At 41.4% G+C, this 15,151-nt stretch carries 14 protein-coding genes and 1 pseudogene; 7 read left to right on the top strand and 8 right to left on the bottom strand.

Going from position 1 to position 15,151, the window contains the following annotated elements:
- Positions 1–157 precede the first annotated feature (157 nt).
- Positions 158–445: a hypothetical protein gene (locus QZW82_RS14650; protein WP_293149291.1), complete on the bottom strand. Its 288-nt coding sequence runs from the start codon at positions 443–445 to the stop codon at positions 158–160.
- 120 nt (positions 446–565) lie between these two features.
- On the opposite strand from QZW82_RS14650, the gene thrC reads away from it, so the two are divergent.
- Positions 566–1,690 (top strand): threonine synthase, encoded by a 1,125-nt coding sequence (thrC, locus tag QZW82_RS14645; RefSeq protein WP_293149290.1) that lies wholly within the window; start codon positions 566–568, stop codon positions 1,688–1,690.
- A gap of 314 nt (positions 1,691–2,004) precedes the next feature.
- A complete protein-coding gene (locus tag QZW82_RS14640; protein ID WP_293149289.1) occupies positions 2,005–2,640 on the top strand; it encodes a Uma2 family endonuclease in 636 nt (211 codons plus the stop codon).
- A gap of 29 nt (positions 2,641–2,669) precedes the next feature.
- Here QZW82_RS14640 and QZW82_RS14635 read toward each other — a convergent pair whose 3' ends face one another.
- Together QZW82_RS14635 and QZW82_RS14630 are read right to left on the bottom strand one after the other, a co-directional pair.
- The gene (locus QZW82_RS14635) at positions 2,670–3,398 is read right to left on the bottom strand and encodes a hypothetical protein (protein WP_366665023.1); all 729 of its coding nucleotides are present in this window, start codon (positions 3,396–3,398) and stop codon (positions 2,670–2,672) included.
- The gene (locus QZW82_RS14630; protein WP_293149288.1) at positions 3,385–7,644 is read right to left on the bottom strand and encodes a caspase family protein; all 4,260 of its coding nucleotides are present in this window, start codon (positions 7,642–7,644) and stop codon (positions 3,385–3,387) included. The genes QZW82_RS14635 and QZW82_RS14630 overlap by 14 nt, the downstream gene beginning before the upstream one ends.
- 144 nt (positions 7,645–7,788) lie before the next feature.
- On the opposite strand from QZW82_RS14630, the gene QZW82_RS14625 reads away from it, so the two are divergent.
- The 3 genes and pseudogenes from QZW82_RS14625 to QZW82_RS14615 all read left to right on the top strand — a co-directional run.
- Positions 7,789–8,250 carry a hypothetical protein gene (locus QZW82_RS14625; RefSeq protein WP_293149287.1) on the top strand — a complete coding sequence of 154 codons (462 nt, stop codon included), beginning with the start codon at positions 7,789–7,791 and terminating at the stop codon, positions 8,248–8,250.
- Positions 8,247–9,761 (top strand): hypothetical protein, encoded by a 1,515-nt coding sequence (locus QZW82_RS14620; RefSeq protein ID WP_293149286.1) that lies wholly within the window; start codon positions 8,247–8,249, stop codon positions 9,759–9,761. The genes QZW82_RS14625 and QZW82_RS14620 overlap by 4 nt, the downstream gene beginning before the upstream one ends.
- Positions 9,762–9,819: 58 nt before the next feature.
- A pseudogene (locus QZW82_RS14615) lies at positions 9,820–9,999 on the top strand (formyltetrahydrofolate deformylase); the annotation flags it as partial.
- Positions 10,000–10,058: 59 nt separating this feature from the next.
- On the opposite strand, the gene QZW82_RS14610 reads toward QZW82_RS14615, so the two are convergent.
- Positions 10,059–10,700 (bottom strand): hypothetical protein, encoded by a 642-nt coding sequence (locus tag QZW82_RS14610; RefSeq protein WP_293149285.1) that lies wholly within the window; start codon positions 10,698–10,700, stop codon positions 10,059–10,061.
- Positions 10,701–10,934: 234 nt separating this feature from the next.
- Between QZW82_RS14610 and QZW82_RS14605 the strand changes: the two genes are divergently transcribed.
- A complete protein-coding gene (locus QZW82_RS14605; RefSeq protein WP_293149284.1) occupies positions 10,935–11,951 on the top strand; it encodes a YihY/virulence factor BrkB family protein in 1,017 nt (338 codons plus the stop codon).
- Between the two features lie 269 nt (positions 11,952–12,220).
- Entirely contained in the window at positions 12,221–12,883 is a 663-nt protein-coding gene (locus QZW82_RS14600; protein WP_293149283.1) for a hypothetical protein, read from the top strand.
- Between the two features lie 175 nt (positions 12,884–13,058).
- On the opposite strand, the gene QZW82_RS14595 is transcribed toward QZW82_RS14600, so the two are convergent.
- The 4 genes from QZW82_RS14595 to QZW82_RS14580 all read right to left on the bottom strand — a co-directional run bounded on the left by QZW82_RS14595 (position 13,059) and on the right by QZW82_RS14580 (position 15,065).
- Complete coding sequence (locus QZW82_RS14595) at positions 13,059–13,751, bottom strand: MAE_28990/MAE_18760 family HEPN-like nuclease (protein ID WP_293149282.1); 693 nt, start codon at positions 13,749–13,751, stop codon at positions 13,059–13,061.
- 113 nt (positions 13,752–13,864) lie between these two features.
- Complete coding sequence (locus tag QZW82_RS14590; RefSeq protein WP_293149281.1) at positions 13,865–14,428, bottom strand: DUF262 domain-containing protein; 564 nt, start codon at positions 14,426–14,428, stop codon at positions 13,865–13,867.
- Positions 14,429–14,547: 119 nt separating this feature from the next.
- Complete coding sequence (locus QZW82_RS14585; protein WP_293149280.1) at positions 14,548–14,718, bottom strand: hypothetical protein; 171 nt, start codon at positions 14,716–14,718, stop codon at positions 14,548–14,550.
- The gene (locus QZW82_RS14580; protein ID WP_293149279.1) at positions 14,715–15,065 is read right to left on the bottom strand and encodes a hypothetical protein; all 351 of its coding nucleotides are present in this window, start codon (positions 15,063–15,065) and stop codon (positions 14,715–14,717) included. Before QZW82_RS14580 ends, QZW82_RS14585 begins: the two co-directional genes overlap by 4 nt.
- Positions 15,066–15,151 lie beyond the last annotated feature (86 nt).

Here is a 15,151-nt window from a genome sequence, read left to right as displayed (position 1 = left end):
ATTAGCAGACGAGTTGAGCAGTAGGCAAGCACGTTTTGGCAAATGCTAGCGATCGCTAGCCGCAGATTAAATGGCTAGCGCTTTTGGTTAAAAAACTGCGGTTAACAAAACTTTACTTTTTATACCACAGGGGCGGCACAATTAGCACGAGTTGCCGTTAATTGCCGTTGCCCACAGCAGAAGTTTTGCCGATCGCAACTTGAGAACAAGCAACAGAGCGCTGCTGTTTGAGGGTTTGGACTTGCAGCAGCAAGGAGTCGATTTCTGCTTGCAGGTGCAGAAACTTAACTTGCTGATCGGCTTGGTAGGGACACTTCACCGAATCAAGTTTGCGGGCAAAACCCGTCGATAGCGGAGCCGAACTAGCGATTTCGGGATTGCTAGCCGTGACTTGAGGCCGAGAAAGAGTGGATGAATTATTTGACATTAGTAATTGAGTAGACATATCTACACATTCACACCATTAAGTTACTTTAACCTGAACCGATCGTATCAAACATTAAATTAACCGATCGAGCTAAAATTAGTGTAAATTCCTTGGCAAAGCCTAGAAACCATTGACATCGTGACCCTGATTCTACCTGCTACTGACTCTGCTGCTAACTCCGCTGCCCGCGCAGCCTCGCCGAAACACTACGGCTGGCCGGGCTTGATCGAAGCTTATCGCCCCTACCTGCCTGTGACGGAAACCACGCCGGTAGTGACGCTCCAAGAGGGCAATACTCCCCTGATTCCAGCACCGGCGATCGCCTCTCTCATCGGTAGAGACGTGCGCGTGCTGGTGAAATACGACGGCCTCAACCCCACTGGTAGTTTCAAAGACCGGGGGATGACCATGGCGATTTCCAAGGCGAAGGAAGCCGGCGCCAAAGCTGTAATTTGCGCCAGTACCGGCAATACTTCGGCAGCGGCAGCAGCCTACGCCAGACGCGGGGGAATGCGGGCTTTCGTGTTGATTCCCGAAGGTTACGTGGCTTTGGGCAAGTTGGCCCAAGCTTTGCTTTACGGTGCGGAAGTGATTTCGATTCAAGGAAATTTCGATCGGGCTTTAGAAATTGTCCGCTCTATGGCAGAAAATTATCCCGTAACTTTGGTCAACTCCGTCAACCCTTACCGCTTGGAAGGCCAAAAAACCGGCGCGTTTGAAGTGGTGGACGCCTTGGGCGATGCCCCCGACTGGCTGTGCATTCCCGTGGGAAATGCGGGAAACATTACTGCATACTGGATGGGTTTTTGTCAATACCATCAAGTGAATAAATGTTCGCGCCTGCCGCGAATGATGGGATTCCAAGCAGCCGGAGCAGCACCGTTGGTAATGGGTGCACCAGTGTCGCACCCAGAAACTTTGGCGACAGCAATTCGGATCGGGAACCCTGCTAGCTGGAAACAGGCTGTTGCTGCCTCCGAAGCCAGCCGCGGCAGTTTTTCTGCTGTCACCGACGAAGAAATTCTCGACGCTTACCGCTTGTTAGCATCTGAAGAAGGGATTTTTTGCGAACCAGCAAGCGCCGCTTCTGTAGCTGGTTTGCTGAAGGTAAAAGACCAAGTTCCGACAGGAGCAACAGTGGTTTGCGTGCTCACCGGTAACGGTTTAAAAGATCCAGATACGGCAATCAATCACAGCAAGAACAACTTTAAACAAGGGATTGCTCCGAGTCTGGAAGCAGTAGCTGGCGCGATGGGATTTTAAGCAGAAGGAAGAAGGAAAGGACACGGATTTGGACACGGAGAGACGGATGAATTTAACTGAGTTTTATTTCAGGAGATATAGCGGTTCTCACAAAGATGAGGTATGTTGTTGGGCTTCAGCCCTCTTAGTTTAAGCAGTTATCGAGCTGTCAGTTATACCTCATCTTGTTGAGAAAGGCTATATGAATACTCTCTGTTCTCTTCTGTGTCTTTTCTTCTTCAGTCAAGCGGATGTCCTTGAGGAGAGGCAAATCCGTTACCGAACTTCCTTCGGCTATAATAGGATTACCTGTCAAACACTTTTGATAAAAAGTTATGTTACTAACTAAGCCTCGTGCCGATCGAGTTGTTCTATATAATATCAGTTGGCAACAATTTGAGAACTTGCTCGTGGATATCGGTGAAAGCCGTGCTGCTAGAGTCGCCTATGATAATGGAACTTTAGAAATTATGACACCCTTACCCGAGCATGAATACTACAAAGAAACGATCGGCATTTCCATTCAAGATATCGCAGAAGTGTTGGAGCAAGACTACGAAAGTTTAGGGTCAACCACTTGGAAGCGAGAAATCCAAAAAGCTGGGGTAGAACCAGACAATTGTTTCTATTTCCAAAACGAGTCAAAAATTCGTGGCAAACTCCAGTTTAATTTGGAACAAGATCCGCCGCCTGATTTGGCTTTAGAAATAGACGTAACAAGTAAATCTCTCAGTCGTTTTCCAATTTATGCTCGGTTGGGTGCTCCTGAAATTTGGTGTTATGATTCTGGTGAACTGAAAATTTACCAACGGTCGGGGAAAGAATATATAGAGGTACAAACTAGCTCAATTTTTCCAACTCTTCCGATACAAGAAATACCGCAATTAATCGAGCAAAATCGTAATTCTGGGAGGCTTTCTTTGCGTAAAGCCGTGCGAGCATGGGCGAAAGAAAAATCGGGAGAACTCTAAGATGTTTCTCAATCAAATTTAGACTAATATCACGAGCCGATAAAACTTCTTAATATACCCATTAGCTTAGCGACATTATTCAGGAAATATTCATTAGGATCTATTTCAACTACAGAATCAAATAATTTCATAAATTTCCAGTTTGTTCCAGTCGTTACAGCACCATAAATCATTTCATTATTACTTTGACGTTGATTAATTATTTGTGCTGCTACCATCTCGGCAATACACTGACCTAAACCAGATTGAATATTATCATTTTTAGCTTCCACGATTAAAATCACGGGTGATTTAATCATCAATTGAGACGAAGACTTACTAATTATAAAATCACAATATCCCATCAGCCCTTGTTGACTATCCACATTGAATTCTCTACCTGAAAACAGACTTATTTTAGATCCAAGTTGCTGTTTTAGTTCAATCAATATTGGTGCAATAATCATTTCCGATCGCGCTTTTTCTGTCGAAATTTCTAATGCCAAAGGAGTATTGTATTCGAGACACTGTTTTAAGAAATTACTAATAGGAGCTTCTGGCACTTCGGCGAAACTATCAAGCTTTTCAATAATACTTAGCCCAAAGACTTGTTCGACCATTTCTAAGGTGAACTGACTGTAAGACATTTTATTTATTCCTAAGTTTTTTAAATTTATTGAGTTTATTTTAGCATGGGTATATGGCGATCGTGCAGTAGCGTAGCCAAGCCACGTTAGGAAAGAATATATTGAGGTGAAAATTAGCTCAATTTTTCTCATTACTAATCCCATCACAGAGATGTTTATCACTATCACTCACATTTTGGTTGTTCTTCAAATAGTCATGCAGCCAGTTACAGCCTCGTGACATTAAATCATCCAAATCTAGATTCCATAAAATAACAGTTCCATCATCACCAGCAGAGGCAATTATTTTACCATTCGGGCTAAGACTAATCTCATTCACTCCACCAGGGATATGTCCCTTCAGAGTGCTTAACTCTTGTCCTTCCAAACTCCAAAGTTTTACCGTACCATCCTCACTAGAAGAAATAATAGTCTGACTATCCAGACTAAAAGTAACGCTAGTAACGGGCTGACTATGCCCTTGGAGATTTTTGAATTCTTGGCTATCCACATTCCATAACTTCACCATATTATCATTACCAGCAGCAGCAATCATTTTACCATCTGGGCTGAGACTAATAGGAATAAAAAAAGCACCGTCGCCTTGAAGTATTTTCATTATTTTTCCATCTATATTAAACAGCTTGATAATGTTGCCATTGGAAGTGGCTACAATTTTTCCATCGCTACTGAAACTGATGCTATTGATCGGATTTTTATCTGCTTTTATACTATTAATTGGCTGCCCAGTTATGTTCCATAACTTCACTATGCCACCCTCTGAAGTAGACATCATTTTGCCATTGGCACTCAAGCTAAAACCTCTACCCGTTTTCAGAGTATTAAGTAGTTGTCCATTTAGGTTTCGTATTTCTATTATGCCGTTATCTCCATTTGCAGAGGGAACAGTCTTCAAAGAGAATACTGTCTTACTATCAGGGCTAAAACTGACACTATACGAAGGAGAATATGCGTCGTTTTGTTGGGTATGACTAAATGTTTTAAGTTTCCTTCCTTGCAAATCCCATAACTTTACTATGCCATTTCCTGTTATCGAAGTAACCAACTTACCATCAGGACTAAAGCTGGCACTTTCAACAGAATTATTCTTATCGTAGTTAGGCTCTTTCAGGGCAGTGAGTCCCTGTCCTTGTAAATTCCAGAGCTTTACAGTACCATCCATACTGCCAGAGGCGAGGATTTTACCATCTGGACTAAAACTGACAGTACGGATAAGATCGGTATTTCCCCTAAGAGTTTTGACTAATTTTGCATCTAAGTTCCATATCTTAATCATTCTATCTCCACTTGCAGCAATCGTTTTGCCATCTGGGCTAAATTTGACATCCCAAACTTGACCTATATCTGCTTTAATGGTTTTGACTTCATCTGTATCTAAATTCCATAATTTAATAGTGCCATCCCTACCGCCAGAAGCAACTATTTTGTTATTTGGGCTGATTCCGATACCCCAGATATTATTTTTATGTGGCTCTTTGAGAGTTTTTATTTCTGATGTTTCTAAATTTACTACTGAGCCATTTTTAAAGGCTAATAATTTACCATCTAAACTACAACTAAAGTCACCAATACCATAGTATGGAGGTATTTTTATAGTTTTTAGTAATTGTCCATCTAGACTCCACAGTTTTATAATGTCTGTATCATTATTCATGGAAATCATAGTTTTGTATTCTAGGTTCTCACAGAAAAAATTTGTCGATTGTAATTTAATAGTTTTTAGTTTTTTTTCATCTAAAGTCAACAGTTTTAGATCGTTTTGATTAAAATTAGAATAGGCAATAGTTTTGCTATCTGGACTGAAACCAATGTATGAGCCTTTAATACTATTAATTTCTCTACCGTCTAAGCTCCAGAGCTTAAAAATTATGTGGTTAGCAGGATCAAATTTTTTATCTCTCTTATCATTGAACTGGTTCACTTGATACACAAGTGTTTTGCCATCAGGGCTAAATTCAACACGCTCAACTTTATCAGTATATTTTTGCAATCGATTATATTCATTAACTCCATAGACAACTTGTTGTAACGCTGCGGTAGCTCGTATTTTGGTATCTGCATCCAATACTCCACTTAATTTCTTGAGATTTTTACCTGTTTTCAAACCTTCTATTAGCGCTTCAATATCTACACCAGAGGCAAGGAGACTTTCTAGCTTAAGGCTTTCAGCATTGATTTCAGCATTGGTTTTCCGTTTATCTGCTATTCTTTGCTGAGTAAAAGCCCAACCAGCTAATCCAGTCAATCCCAAAATTACTACAGAAACTGTAACAAATAAATTACGGCTATTCCTTTTTCTATTTTTAATACTTTTCTGAACAAATTCCTGAGTAGATCCAGACAGCGGTACTAAATCAGAATAACGCTTAATATATTCCTCTGCCTTTGCCAATTTTGTTCCTTGCAGCAGATAAGCCGATTCTCGCTGCTTACCTTTATCTCGCCATTCCTTAGCTGCATCTTCAATTGGCTGTTTAATTATCAGTGCTTCTCGATGTTCCTCCAGCCAACCACCTAACAGCCCCCAATTACGAATCAGTGTTTCATGGACGATATTCACTACCGCAACTCGCTGTCCCTCTAACTCTTGCTTACTGGTGACAACTAATTTTTCATAAGCTAAACGCTGCAACACTTTATTTACCAATTCTTCAGATTGCTGAGAATTAACTAAATCTTTTAGCCAAACTTGCTGACGAGTATTAGGAGTGTTTTCATCTTCACTCAATCGAGTCAATTCTAGAAAAATCCGTCTAGCCGCTTTTTGTTCCTCTGATTCCTTTAACCCATCCGCTTTTTGTTCCTCTGACAATAAGGATTGATAAACAGTATCAGCATGGTTTCCCAGCACCTTTTGCACGCCACCCAGACTGGTATAATCAGAAATTGTCAAAAGATTAAAACTACGGTTTTCCCACAATTGAGTCAGTGTGTACTGTAACAAAGCTAAATCGCCAGCGGAATCCAACACATCAGCAATCATCTCATTGACTAAAGCGCCATCAATTTCTAGCTCCACTAACTCAGCAGGTTTGAGAATAACTTCTTGCAACTCTGGGCGGTTCATCCGTAGAACTCTTACCAAATTATTTTCAATTTTGTGAGGTAATCCAGGATACTCCTGATCGGTACACTTCTGTTGAAAATCATCCCGCATTACCAACACCAAGCAGAGTTTATTTTCTAAACTTTCTACTGCACCCATTAGGTACATAAAGAACTTTTGTCGCTCTTTTTCATCCATACATTGGGTAAAAATCTCTTCAAATTGGTCTATCACCAGCACCACTCGCTCAGTAGGAAGACGCTCGATGAAATGCACTAAATCATCCGGTGCTGTAAGCTTTCCAACCACTTGCTCTAAACTTTTAATCGGATTAATACCAGGTGTAAATGGCTGATAAATTGTCCATCTATCGCTTCCAGGTATCATCTTGCCCAGATAGAGCTGATACAGTAACCCAGCTCTAACAACCGAAGATTTACCACTTCCAGATGCACCCACTACCGCGATAAAATTACTAGAGCGTACCTTATCAAGAAGCTGATTAGTTAGTTGTATACGTCCGTAGAAATATCTATGGTCTTCAGCTTTCTCTGGTTTGGTCGGATTGAAATCAAAATATTTCAACCCCTTGTAGGGACAAATATTACCCCGAACTCCACCTTTATATGTGAGGATTATTTGACTACCTATATTGTTGACAACGAAATGCTGGGATGCGTTATTCGGCATTGCTTCCAGCCTTGGCTTTAATGTGTGATTAGTAATTCTACAATCATCTTTGTTAGTAGGGTCAAGTGCTTGCAACAAAGCAGGAGTCAGCACCCCTCCGTAAGCTAGCTGAAATTCGCGACAAGCGGCAATAAAACAACGATCAAAATCTCGCTGTTGCTCAAATTCTGCTAAATTCTGCTCTATAAAATTGAATAACTCTCCGCTATGACAGCAATCCAACCACACAATCTGCTGCCGCACCGGACTATCTTTTAATATTTGATGTAAGCTTTTCAGTGAAAACAGGCCATCTTCGCTGTCATGTTCAAAAAGAGCATCGCTAGTGACTAAAAAGCCTTCAGGTTGTCCATCTTTCTCGCTTCGCCAACCATGACCCGCGAAAAACAAAAGTGCCGTCTCTGGAATTATGCCACTTTTTGGCTGAAAAAGCTGGGTAATAGCCGCCTCTAGTTCTGGGGAGGTAACAAGTAAATCTTGTGAGACTTCCCTCTTATCATAAATTGGCAACCGATGCACCTCAAAGCTACCGTATTTCTCTAAAAGTTGGGCAATCTTCTCGGCATCTTGTGCTGCTGTAGCGAGATTGTCTCCAAATGGATATTCATTGATGCCAATTACCAAGGCTTGTCGCTTCGTCATGTTCGCCCACTCATGCAGTAGTGTCTTTTCTGACTATACACAAGCAAATTACTTTCTGCCGGATTTAATGTTTTTTTTGCTGAAGACTACATTACAGTGATTGTGAGTTGCTGTATATACTGGTAATATCCACAAAATATTTTTATGACTCCATCCATTGACACCACTTTACTAGCGTTGCTGCTAGCTCTGAGCAACTTAGATGAACCCCTGAGTGAGACTGAACAAGCTGCCCTAAATAAGGTGGGTAAACAGTTAGATGCTAATCAAGCTTGGGATCTCATCGAAAAAGGATTGATAAAGGTGGTTGTGGCGAATGATTCCTTAAATCAGCAATATCAAGTTGCTATAGCTTTGCTAGAAGCCGTAGATGGTAAGATACCCTCTGGACTACTACCCACTGAAGCTGAACTAGAACAGGTACTAAAAGTTGAAAATAAACTGGAAAAACGTGCTGGTAAACCTAAGCCAGTTCAAAACTCTCAAAGTCAGGAAATTCTCAACATGAGTACCGAAGTTCTGAAAACTTTAAACCCAGTAGAAACCAGCAAAAAATTGCCTTTGGACAAACTCAAAGATTTCTTTAAAACAACTTTCAATAAATGATAAACCTCGTCTATCCTAACTTATTTCTGTTTCTTTATGACCTGGGGGAAGGATTGGGCGAAGATTCTCAATCCTTAACAACGAATCGGGAAAATTTTGCGGCTAAATTCCCGACAAATATTCGATCATCCCTGTTTAACGGAGATTCTGTTTTTGAATCGGAATATCTGGAACTACTGACAAATAGATTTGAGGGTTTTACTGACAGCGACAAACCATTTGAAGGCTGTTATTACCCTGTCCGTTTGAACGATACCTATGGATTACTTTTGGGTTGTTCTTTTAAGGAAGATAGGACTCCTCACCCAGTCACTTGTCTTGCCAAATTTCAAGCTAAAATCAAGGAAAAGCTAAATAATCAGTACCCAAATATCGGGCAAACCTGGCTGATTGTGACTGAGATGGAGAACCAAAACATTAGTCCAGAAGAAGTTGCTAAAAAATGCTGTCAATCCTTAAATATTGGCTTGAAATGGGAACGAGATTTACCAGGTAAAGGGTCTTTTCTGGGAGGGAGTATATTTGAACTTTCGCGGTATCAACTGCTGATGCAGGATTCTACACCACTCACTATTCAACAACTACAAGAGAATATCCATCTCATCATTGCCTTAATGCCTAGTAGTGATGCTGCCAAAAAAGTTTGGGAAGATTTTAACACTGAACTGTTGCCCTTATTTTGCTATCGCCATAAAGTTTTATGGGCTTACGCTCAAAGTCGCTATCTGAAACAACACCTAAAAAAAGATTTCACAGTCATTAACCAACTCGTAGGAAATATTTTCAGTCAAAATCTCAAACAACTCCGCACAACCGTTGTTGATGCCCAAAATATATTACCTAAGTATACCATAAAGTTAAATTATCTAGATGCTCAAATTCGCACTATTGAAATTAATGCCATCAATTATACTAGACGGATCGGTACTATTAGCGATCGCCTAAATCAAATCCAAACCCAAAACGGACAAAACCCGATCGCTCAAATCCTCCCCATTCTATCCTGGTTCCAATCTGCCACAGCCACCTCAAACCCTACCTCGACTAATCCTACACCTCTGTTATCTCAAATCGCGAACTGGCAACACCCCTGCGATCTAAAATTCCTGGAAAAATTCAGCGAAGATGTAGAGGAAAAATACCAGTTACAAGTGCAAAAAGACTATGCAAATCTCAGTCCAGGCTTACAATTACTGCAAGACTTAATCAACTCAAGTCGAGCAATTACAGAGATAGAACAAGCTGAGCGCGATCGCACTTTCCAAAACACTGTTGGTATTATTGGTGCTGGACTAGCAGTGGGTTCCATCGTCGCCTCAATCGAAATACCGACTGATGAAAAAGACAACTTCTTAAATCCTTATCTCAATTCAGCACTTTCTACTGTAGATATTCCATGCGCTTGGTTGCCTTTTGCCATTAAGATTACCTTTAGCTTGAGTGCCGCACTCGCCGCTGGGTTATTCACTGCTACACTAATTTGGTTAGGACAGCGTAGGCTGAAAAAGTAACAAGTGCGATCGGGCATCATTTCCAACTAGCCATACCGAGACACTTTGCCATTCTACCATGACTAGCCCTACCGCAACCCTGTTAATCGCCTGTCCCGATCGCAAAGGGCTCGTCGCCTTACTTGCCAATTTTATCGCATCCCATAACGGCAATATCATCGACGCCGATCGCCATACAGATTTTACCGCCGGATTATTTCTCAGCAGGCTAGAATGGCAATTAGATGGTTTAGACTTAACCACCACAGACGGATGATACAACCGGATTTGGTATGACTAATGACTAATAACTAATGACTAATTCCCAAACGGCGGTAAATCGAGTAACTGGTTTTTAGAAGGTGGAAGCTGAGCGGGATTTCGGCCGGTTTGCGCGGGATTTTGGCGGATTTCGATCGCAGTTTCGCCCGGATTTGCGGTACGAGTAGGGACTATTTCTAGAGAATAGGCTGGTGATGGTTCCATTTTTGTAGTAGGAACAGTTTGTGCTTTAGCCAGCAAGTCAATGGCGTCTCCGAGGGCGGTGGTTAAATTTTTGCTAGTTTCGGCGTGACGGGCTTCTTCTTGTTTGAGGGCTTGAGTGAGTTGTTTAATTTGTTCGATCGCCCGATCGCGCTCTTCGAGAACTTCTGCTAACTTAGTTTTAAGTTCCCCAACTGTATGCAGTTGTTCAACCTCATTCTGGCGTGCAACTCCAGCTTCGTCACCTTCGGGCGCAATCGGGGAGAAAGTTTGAAATTCCTGTATCTGTGCTTCCAAAGCATCGATAGTTTGCTGAGTTAACTTAGCATCATTCCGTCGCTGCTCGGCTTCGGTATTGTAGAGTTGGCGCCATTGAGCCGCACTTTCACCAGCGTCATCGCGATCGCGCGAAACCTCTGTTAACTGCTGTTGCAGTCGCTTAATTTCATCTAACCACTGTCTGATATCTTGAGACATATTGTTTATTTTAGAATTGGGAATGGGGAATGGGGAATGGGGAATGGGAAATAGCTTAATTAATTCATTCCTGGAAGCAGAGATATTATTTGTGGGCGATCCTGTCCACCTTGGCTCGATAAATAGTGTAAAAATTGCCGATCGACTTGTAAGTCATATAATTAACATTTGTCATTTCCAGTTGTCGCCCCTGAGTTTATTTTCCATTTTCCGTTTCCCCGTTTCCTGTGCGCTATGAACATTTTTTACTGGCTGCGCTACCTAATTTTAGCTTTGTTTGGGGTGCTTGTGAGGCTGCTGAGAGCTGTTAAAAGGAAATTTGGTGATTTTTGGCTGTTCTGTCGCTGTTTGACTTGGAGCACGCTCAAGGAAGTCGGCGTGAAAGCGGGAGAGCAGCGGTTGCCGGGGCTATCTGCCGAAATGGCCTACAATTCTATGCTGGCCCTGTTTCCGGGGCTGTTGGCTGTCTTGTCGGCGATCGCCCTGTTTGAACCTTTGCAATCAACACTTTATCAAATTGCCGGTCTTTTGGGCAAAGTTATACCCGATGAAGTCCGAAATTTGATTCGCACTTCCCTCAAAGAAATCCTTTTATATCGCAACCAACAACTATTTTCACTCAGTTTTGTCGCATCGCTGTGGGCATTTTCTGGAGTCATGAGTGCGGCGATGGCTGCGCTCGATCGCATTCATGAAATTCCGAGCGATCGCACTCGACCATTTGTGAAAGCAAAACTGATTGCTCTAGCACTGAGTATCGGTACAATTATATTATTAATTCTAGCATCGGGCGTAGTATTTGTCAGCGACTTAATTGTACAAGCTATTGCCCGCCAGAGTTGTCTGCTGGAGTCGGTCGCTAATTGCAATTTAAAAGATGTTCAAAATTGCTTGGCACCGACAGACAATTGCCCTTTGGAGTCGCAACTGTTAGCTGTTTGGCGGCTGTGGCGCTGGCCTAGTTCTTTAGGCATTATCTCAGTTGCCTTTGCCTTTGTTTACCGTTACGGGCCGAGCCGACACCAAAGAGATATTCCGATTTTTTCGGGGGCTGTTTTTGCGGCTGTTTTGTGGGCGCTGATTTCAGCTTTGTTCCGCTTCTACGTTTTGAATTTGGGTAATTATAGTTGGACTTACGGGACGATCGGCACTTTTATTGTTTTGCTATTGTGGCTCTATCTTTGTTCTTTGGTGATGCTGATCGGTGCTCAGTTAAATGTGACAATCGGAAAAGCAATGAAATTAAAATAATTGGGCATTGGGCATTGAGAATTGGGCATTGAATAACAACTGTCAACTGCCAACTGACTATTATTAATTACCGGATACCAAATTACCGGCGGAGTAAAGTGCTTAGTATACCTGCAACAAAAGAAAGTAAAACCAGTATCCAAATAACAACACCGGGAATGAATGTCAAGAGGCCAACACCTCTGAGAATCCAAACTAGCAAGGTGATGCCCAGGATACTCCAAAAGATGCGGGTAGATAGTCGCATTTGAAATCTAGGAGAATTAGTCATGTTGAATCTTAAAGTTTTGTCTGGATCGATGATAGCTGTTTTATTGGCGATCGGCTCTTATCTGGGAGCAATATCAAATCCGGGTGTCGCTGTGGCGCGCGCGGGTGCAAATACCCGAGGGGAAATAGCCAATGCTGCTGTAAAACCTTCCTCTGGAAGTGTAGCAATTGGCGATCGCACAATTGGCGAAGCAAAAATCGGCATGACTTTCGGACAACTCAAGCAGGCTCTAGGTTCCACCGCCCAGTTTAAGGTAGAGTCTCCTTTTATGGTAGACTTTGATGCAGTGACGGTTAGTCGATCGGGAAAAGTGCAGTATCGGATTATCTACGCTGCGGGTACAAAGCTCAAAGATGCGGATGCGATCGAACTTTTGATGACAGACAATCCCAATTATAAAACAGCTCAAGGCGTCGGGCCAGGAATGACCTTAAAACAAGCAGAGGCAATTTACGGCAAGACTACTTTATCTTATAATGTGGATAATGAATCGAGAGAAAATGTAGTTTTTGCCAACCAACCCAGCAAAAAGTTCTTGTTTGTTCCCAAGGCTGATGGGAAACAATTTGCAGGGGTTTACGGCGCGGGTAAAGGCGGATTTTTTGAGACTAACAAGTATCAAACCAATGCTGTAATTAAGTCAGTGATGGTGCGGAAGTAGCCTTCGCATCATTCCTAGAAACCGGGTTTCTTCCGAGATATGTCGCCACCCAACCAAAATTACCCTAGAAACCCGGTTTCTTACCCCTCCCATCATTCCCAGAAACCTGGTTTCTTATGAGATATGTCGCCACCCAACCAAAATTACTCTAGAAACCCGGTTTCTTAGCCTAAAATTAAGGATTATTTGTATTTACGTCCAAATACTCTTGATTGTCAAGATAATCTCTTATATTTTCCAGTATTTGCGTCAAATACCCTACGACTTCTTCCTTCATTTCTAATAGTTGCTTAATTGTCTTATCTCGCCCAACTTCCTCAAAAGACTTAATGCCGTGCGCTAAGTCATTTCTATTACTTTTAATCACAACAAGATTTTGCCCGTTTTTTGTTTTAGCAAAGTCTGTTTTATATGAAAAGCCGTATTTGTCTGCTATTTCTTTAATTAATCTAGCATCCACATTTCCTGAAAACAGTTCTTCACGTTCAAATGTAGCTGTGATGATATCAGTAGAGAGTTGGTTAATTGTTAAATAAATTTTCTTAGGAGAACGATTTTTAAGATTTTGGAGGACAATCAGTTTAATCTCGGGTTTGAGTTGGTCAAAAGTGACTGCTTTATTTTTGAATTCCTCAAATATGGATTCGATCGCATTTCTCATAGTGGATTCAATTAAGTTATACAGTAACAAAAAACCATTTGCTTTGAGCGTTTTCGCTAACTCTAGATCGATGCTTTGAATTTGGTATTTGCCGGTAGTATCGAGTAAAGCTAACTTCGTTGTCTGTTTGTCCAAGCTCTCGATAAAAAGGAAGTAATCATTCACTTCTTGGGCGCGTGTATGAAAATCTAAAAATACAGTATTCATGAATGACAGAGCAGTTAATTTCCCAAAGATTCAACACGTGCAACTATTTTATTTATTTGTTAAACAGGTTGCATCAGATTTTATACAGTCTGTAAAGTGTATTTATATCGCCATTAAAATGATTGTATGCGTTCAAATAAATCTCTTCTGACTTCCTCATTTGCAGCCTTAGTTAATTGGATTACCCGAACTGTCTTTCGGTTGAAGTTTCTCTGGCGATGTAGGAGTAAATCAGCAAACTTAAATCCATTTAACTGCTCTAATTTTTTGAGTCCACTTAAGATTAATTCGTTGTTGACAAATCTAGTTATGGTAAGAATGCGTTGTGCACCGTCTACAATCTCTAAACGTGGTTCATCATTTTCATCATGACCGATATCAACAACGAATAGATAAGGTATTGGCAGCCCCCAAATTACTGATTCGATAAACTTTGATTGCCTGGTGTCATCCCAAACAAGTTCACGTTGGTAGTCGGGAATAAACAATTTATTAGTATCATCGTTAATTCCTTCCATGTATTTTTGAACGAGTATTTCGAGTGGATACTCTCTCGTATCGTAATTAATTTGCTGCTGCTTGTCGCGGATTTCCATTTCAGCGGCATTTCTGTCTTGAAGTGTAATTTGTTCTAGTTGCGATCGCATATTTTTAAGTAACGAAGAAGCACTGTACATACGAGCATTTTACCACAACCCAGGGTTCATTGAGTGCTGTTCCGATAATTCGGAGATGATGTGCTCCCAAAAGGCGATCGCTTGTATTAGCGATCGCAACTCTTCACATCTACTCAAACTTATAGCTTTTGTGCCGCAGCGCGTTTAGCATCTGCTTTCCGCCGCCACTTTTCGTCTATTGTTGCTGATTCCTCAAGAGCTTGTTTAATTTGCTGTTCGCCGATGATGGCAAGTTCGCGAATTTCATCGAGGATAGCTTTTTGCTGTTCGGTCATTTCTGCTTGTTTCATTGTAAATTCTCCAAACGATTTTTTGCACCGATAACTCTCATCTTAGTTTCCAAAATTCGACCTAGCTTTGCTGACAAGTCTTCTCCTGCTTCCTGAATTTCTTCGCCTGTTGTCTGATTTGATTGCGATAGAGTTTCAACAATAGTTTGAATCCTGCTGCGTTCGCTGTCGGCATAAAATCTAGCGCTATTCAAAAAAGCTAACATCTGAGTTAGTGCGTCATTATTCGGAAAACGCTGGATGATGGCTCTAGCCAAAACTAATCCTTCTGTTGCTTCCTGCTCAATCTGGTTTAGCTGCTGATTTAATTGCTCAATGAGAGCGTTAATTTCTGAGGGAATCGTCATAATTTACGATTTATCATAAAGTATAATATTTGTCAAGGTTATAAGCGATCGCCCTTATTCACCAAAAGAGCGATCGCCAAACATAA

The sequence above is a fragment of the Microcoleus sp. bin48.metabat.b7b8b9.023 genome, assembly GCF_013299185.1.
Lineage (GTDB): Bacteria > Cyanobacteriota > Cyanobacteriia > Cyanobacteriales > Microcoleaceae > Microcoleus.
Note: the sequence above shows the minus strand (reverse complement) of the source record. Positions and strands in the feature narration are given on the sequence as shown.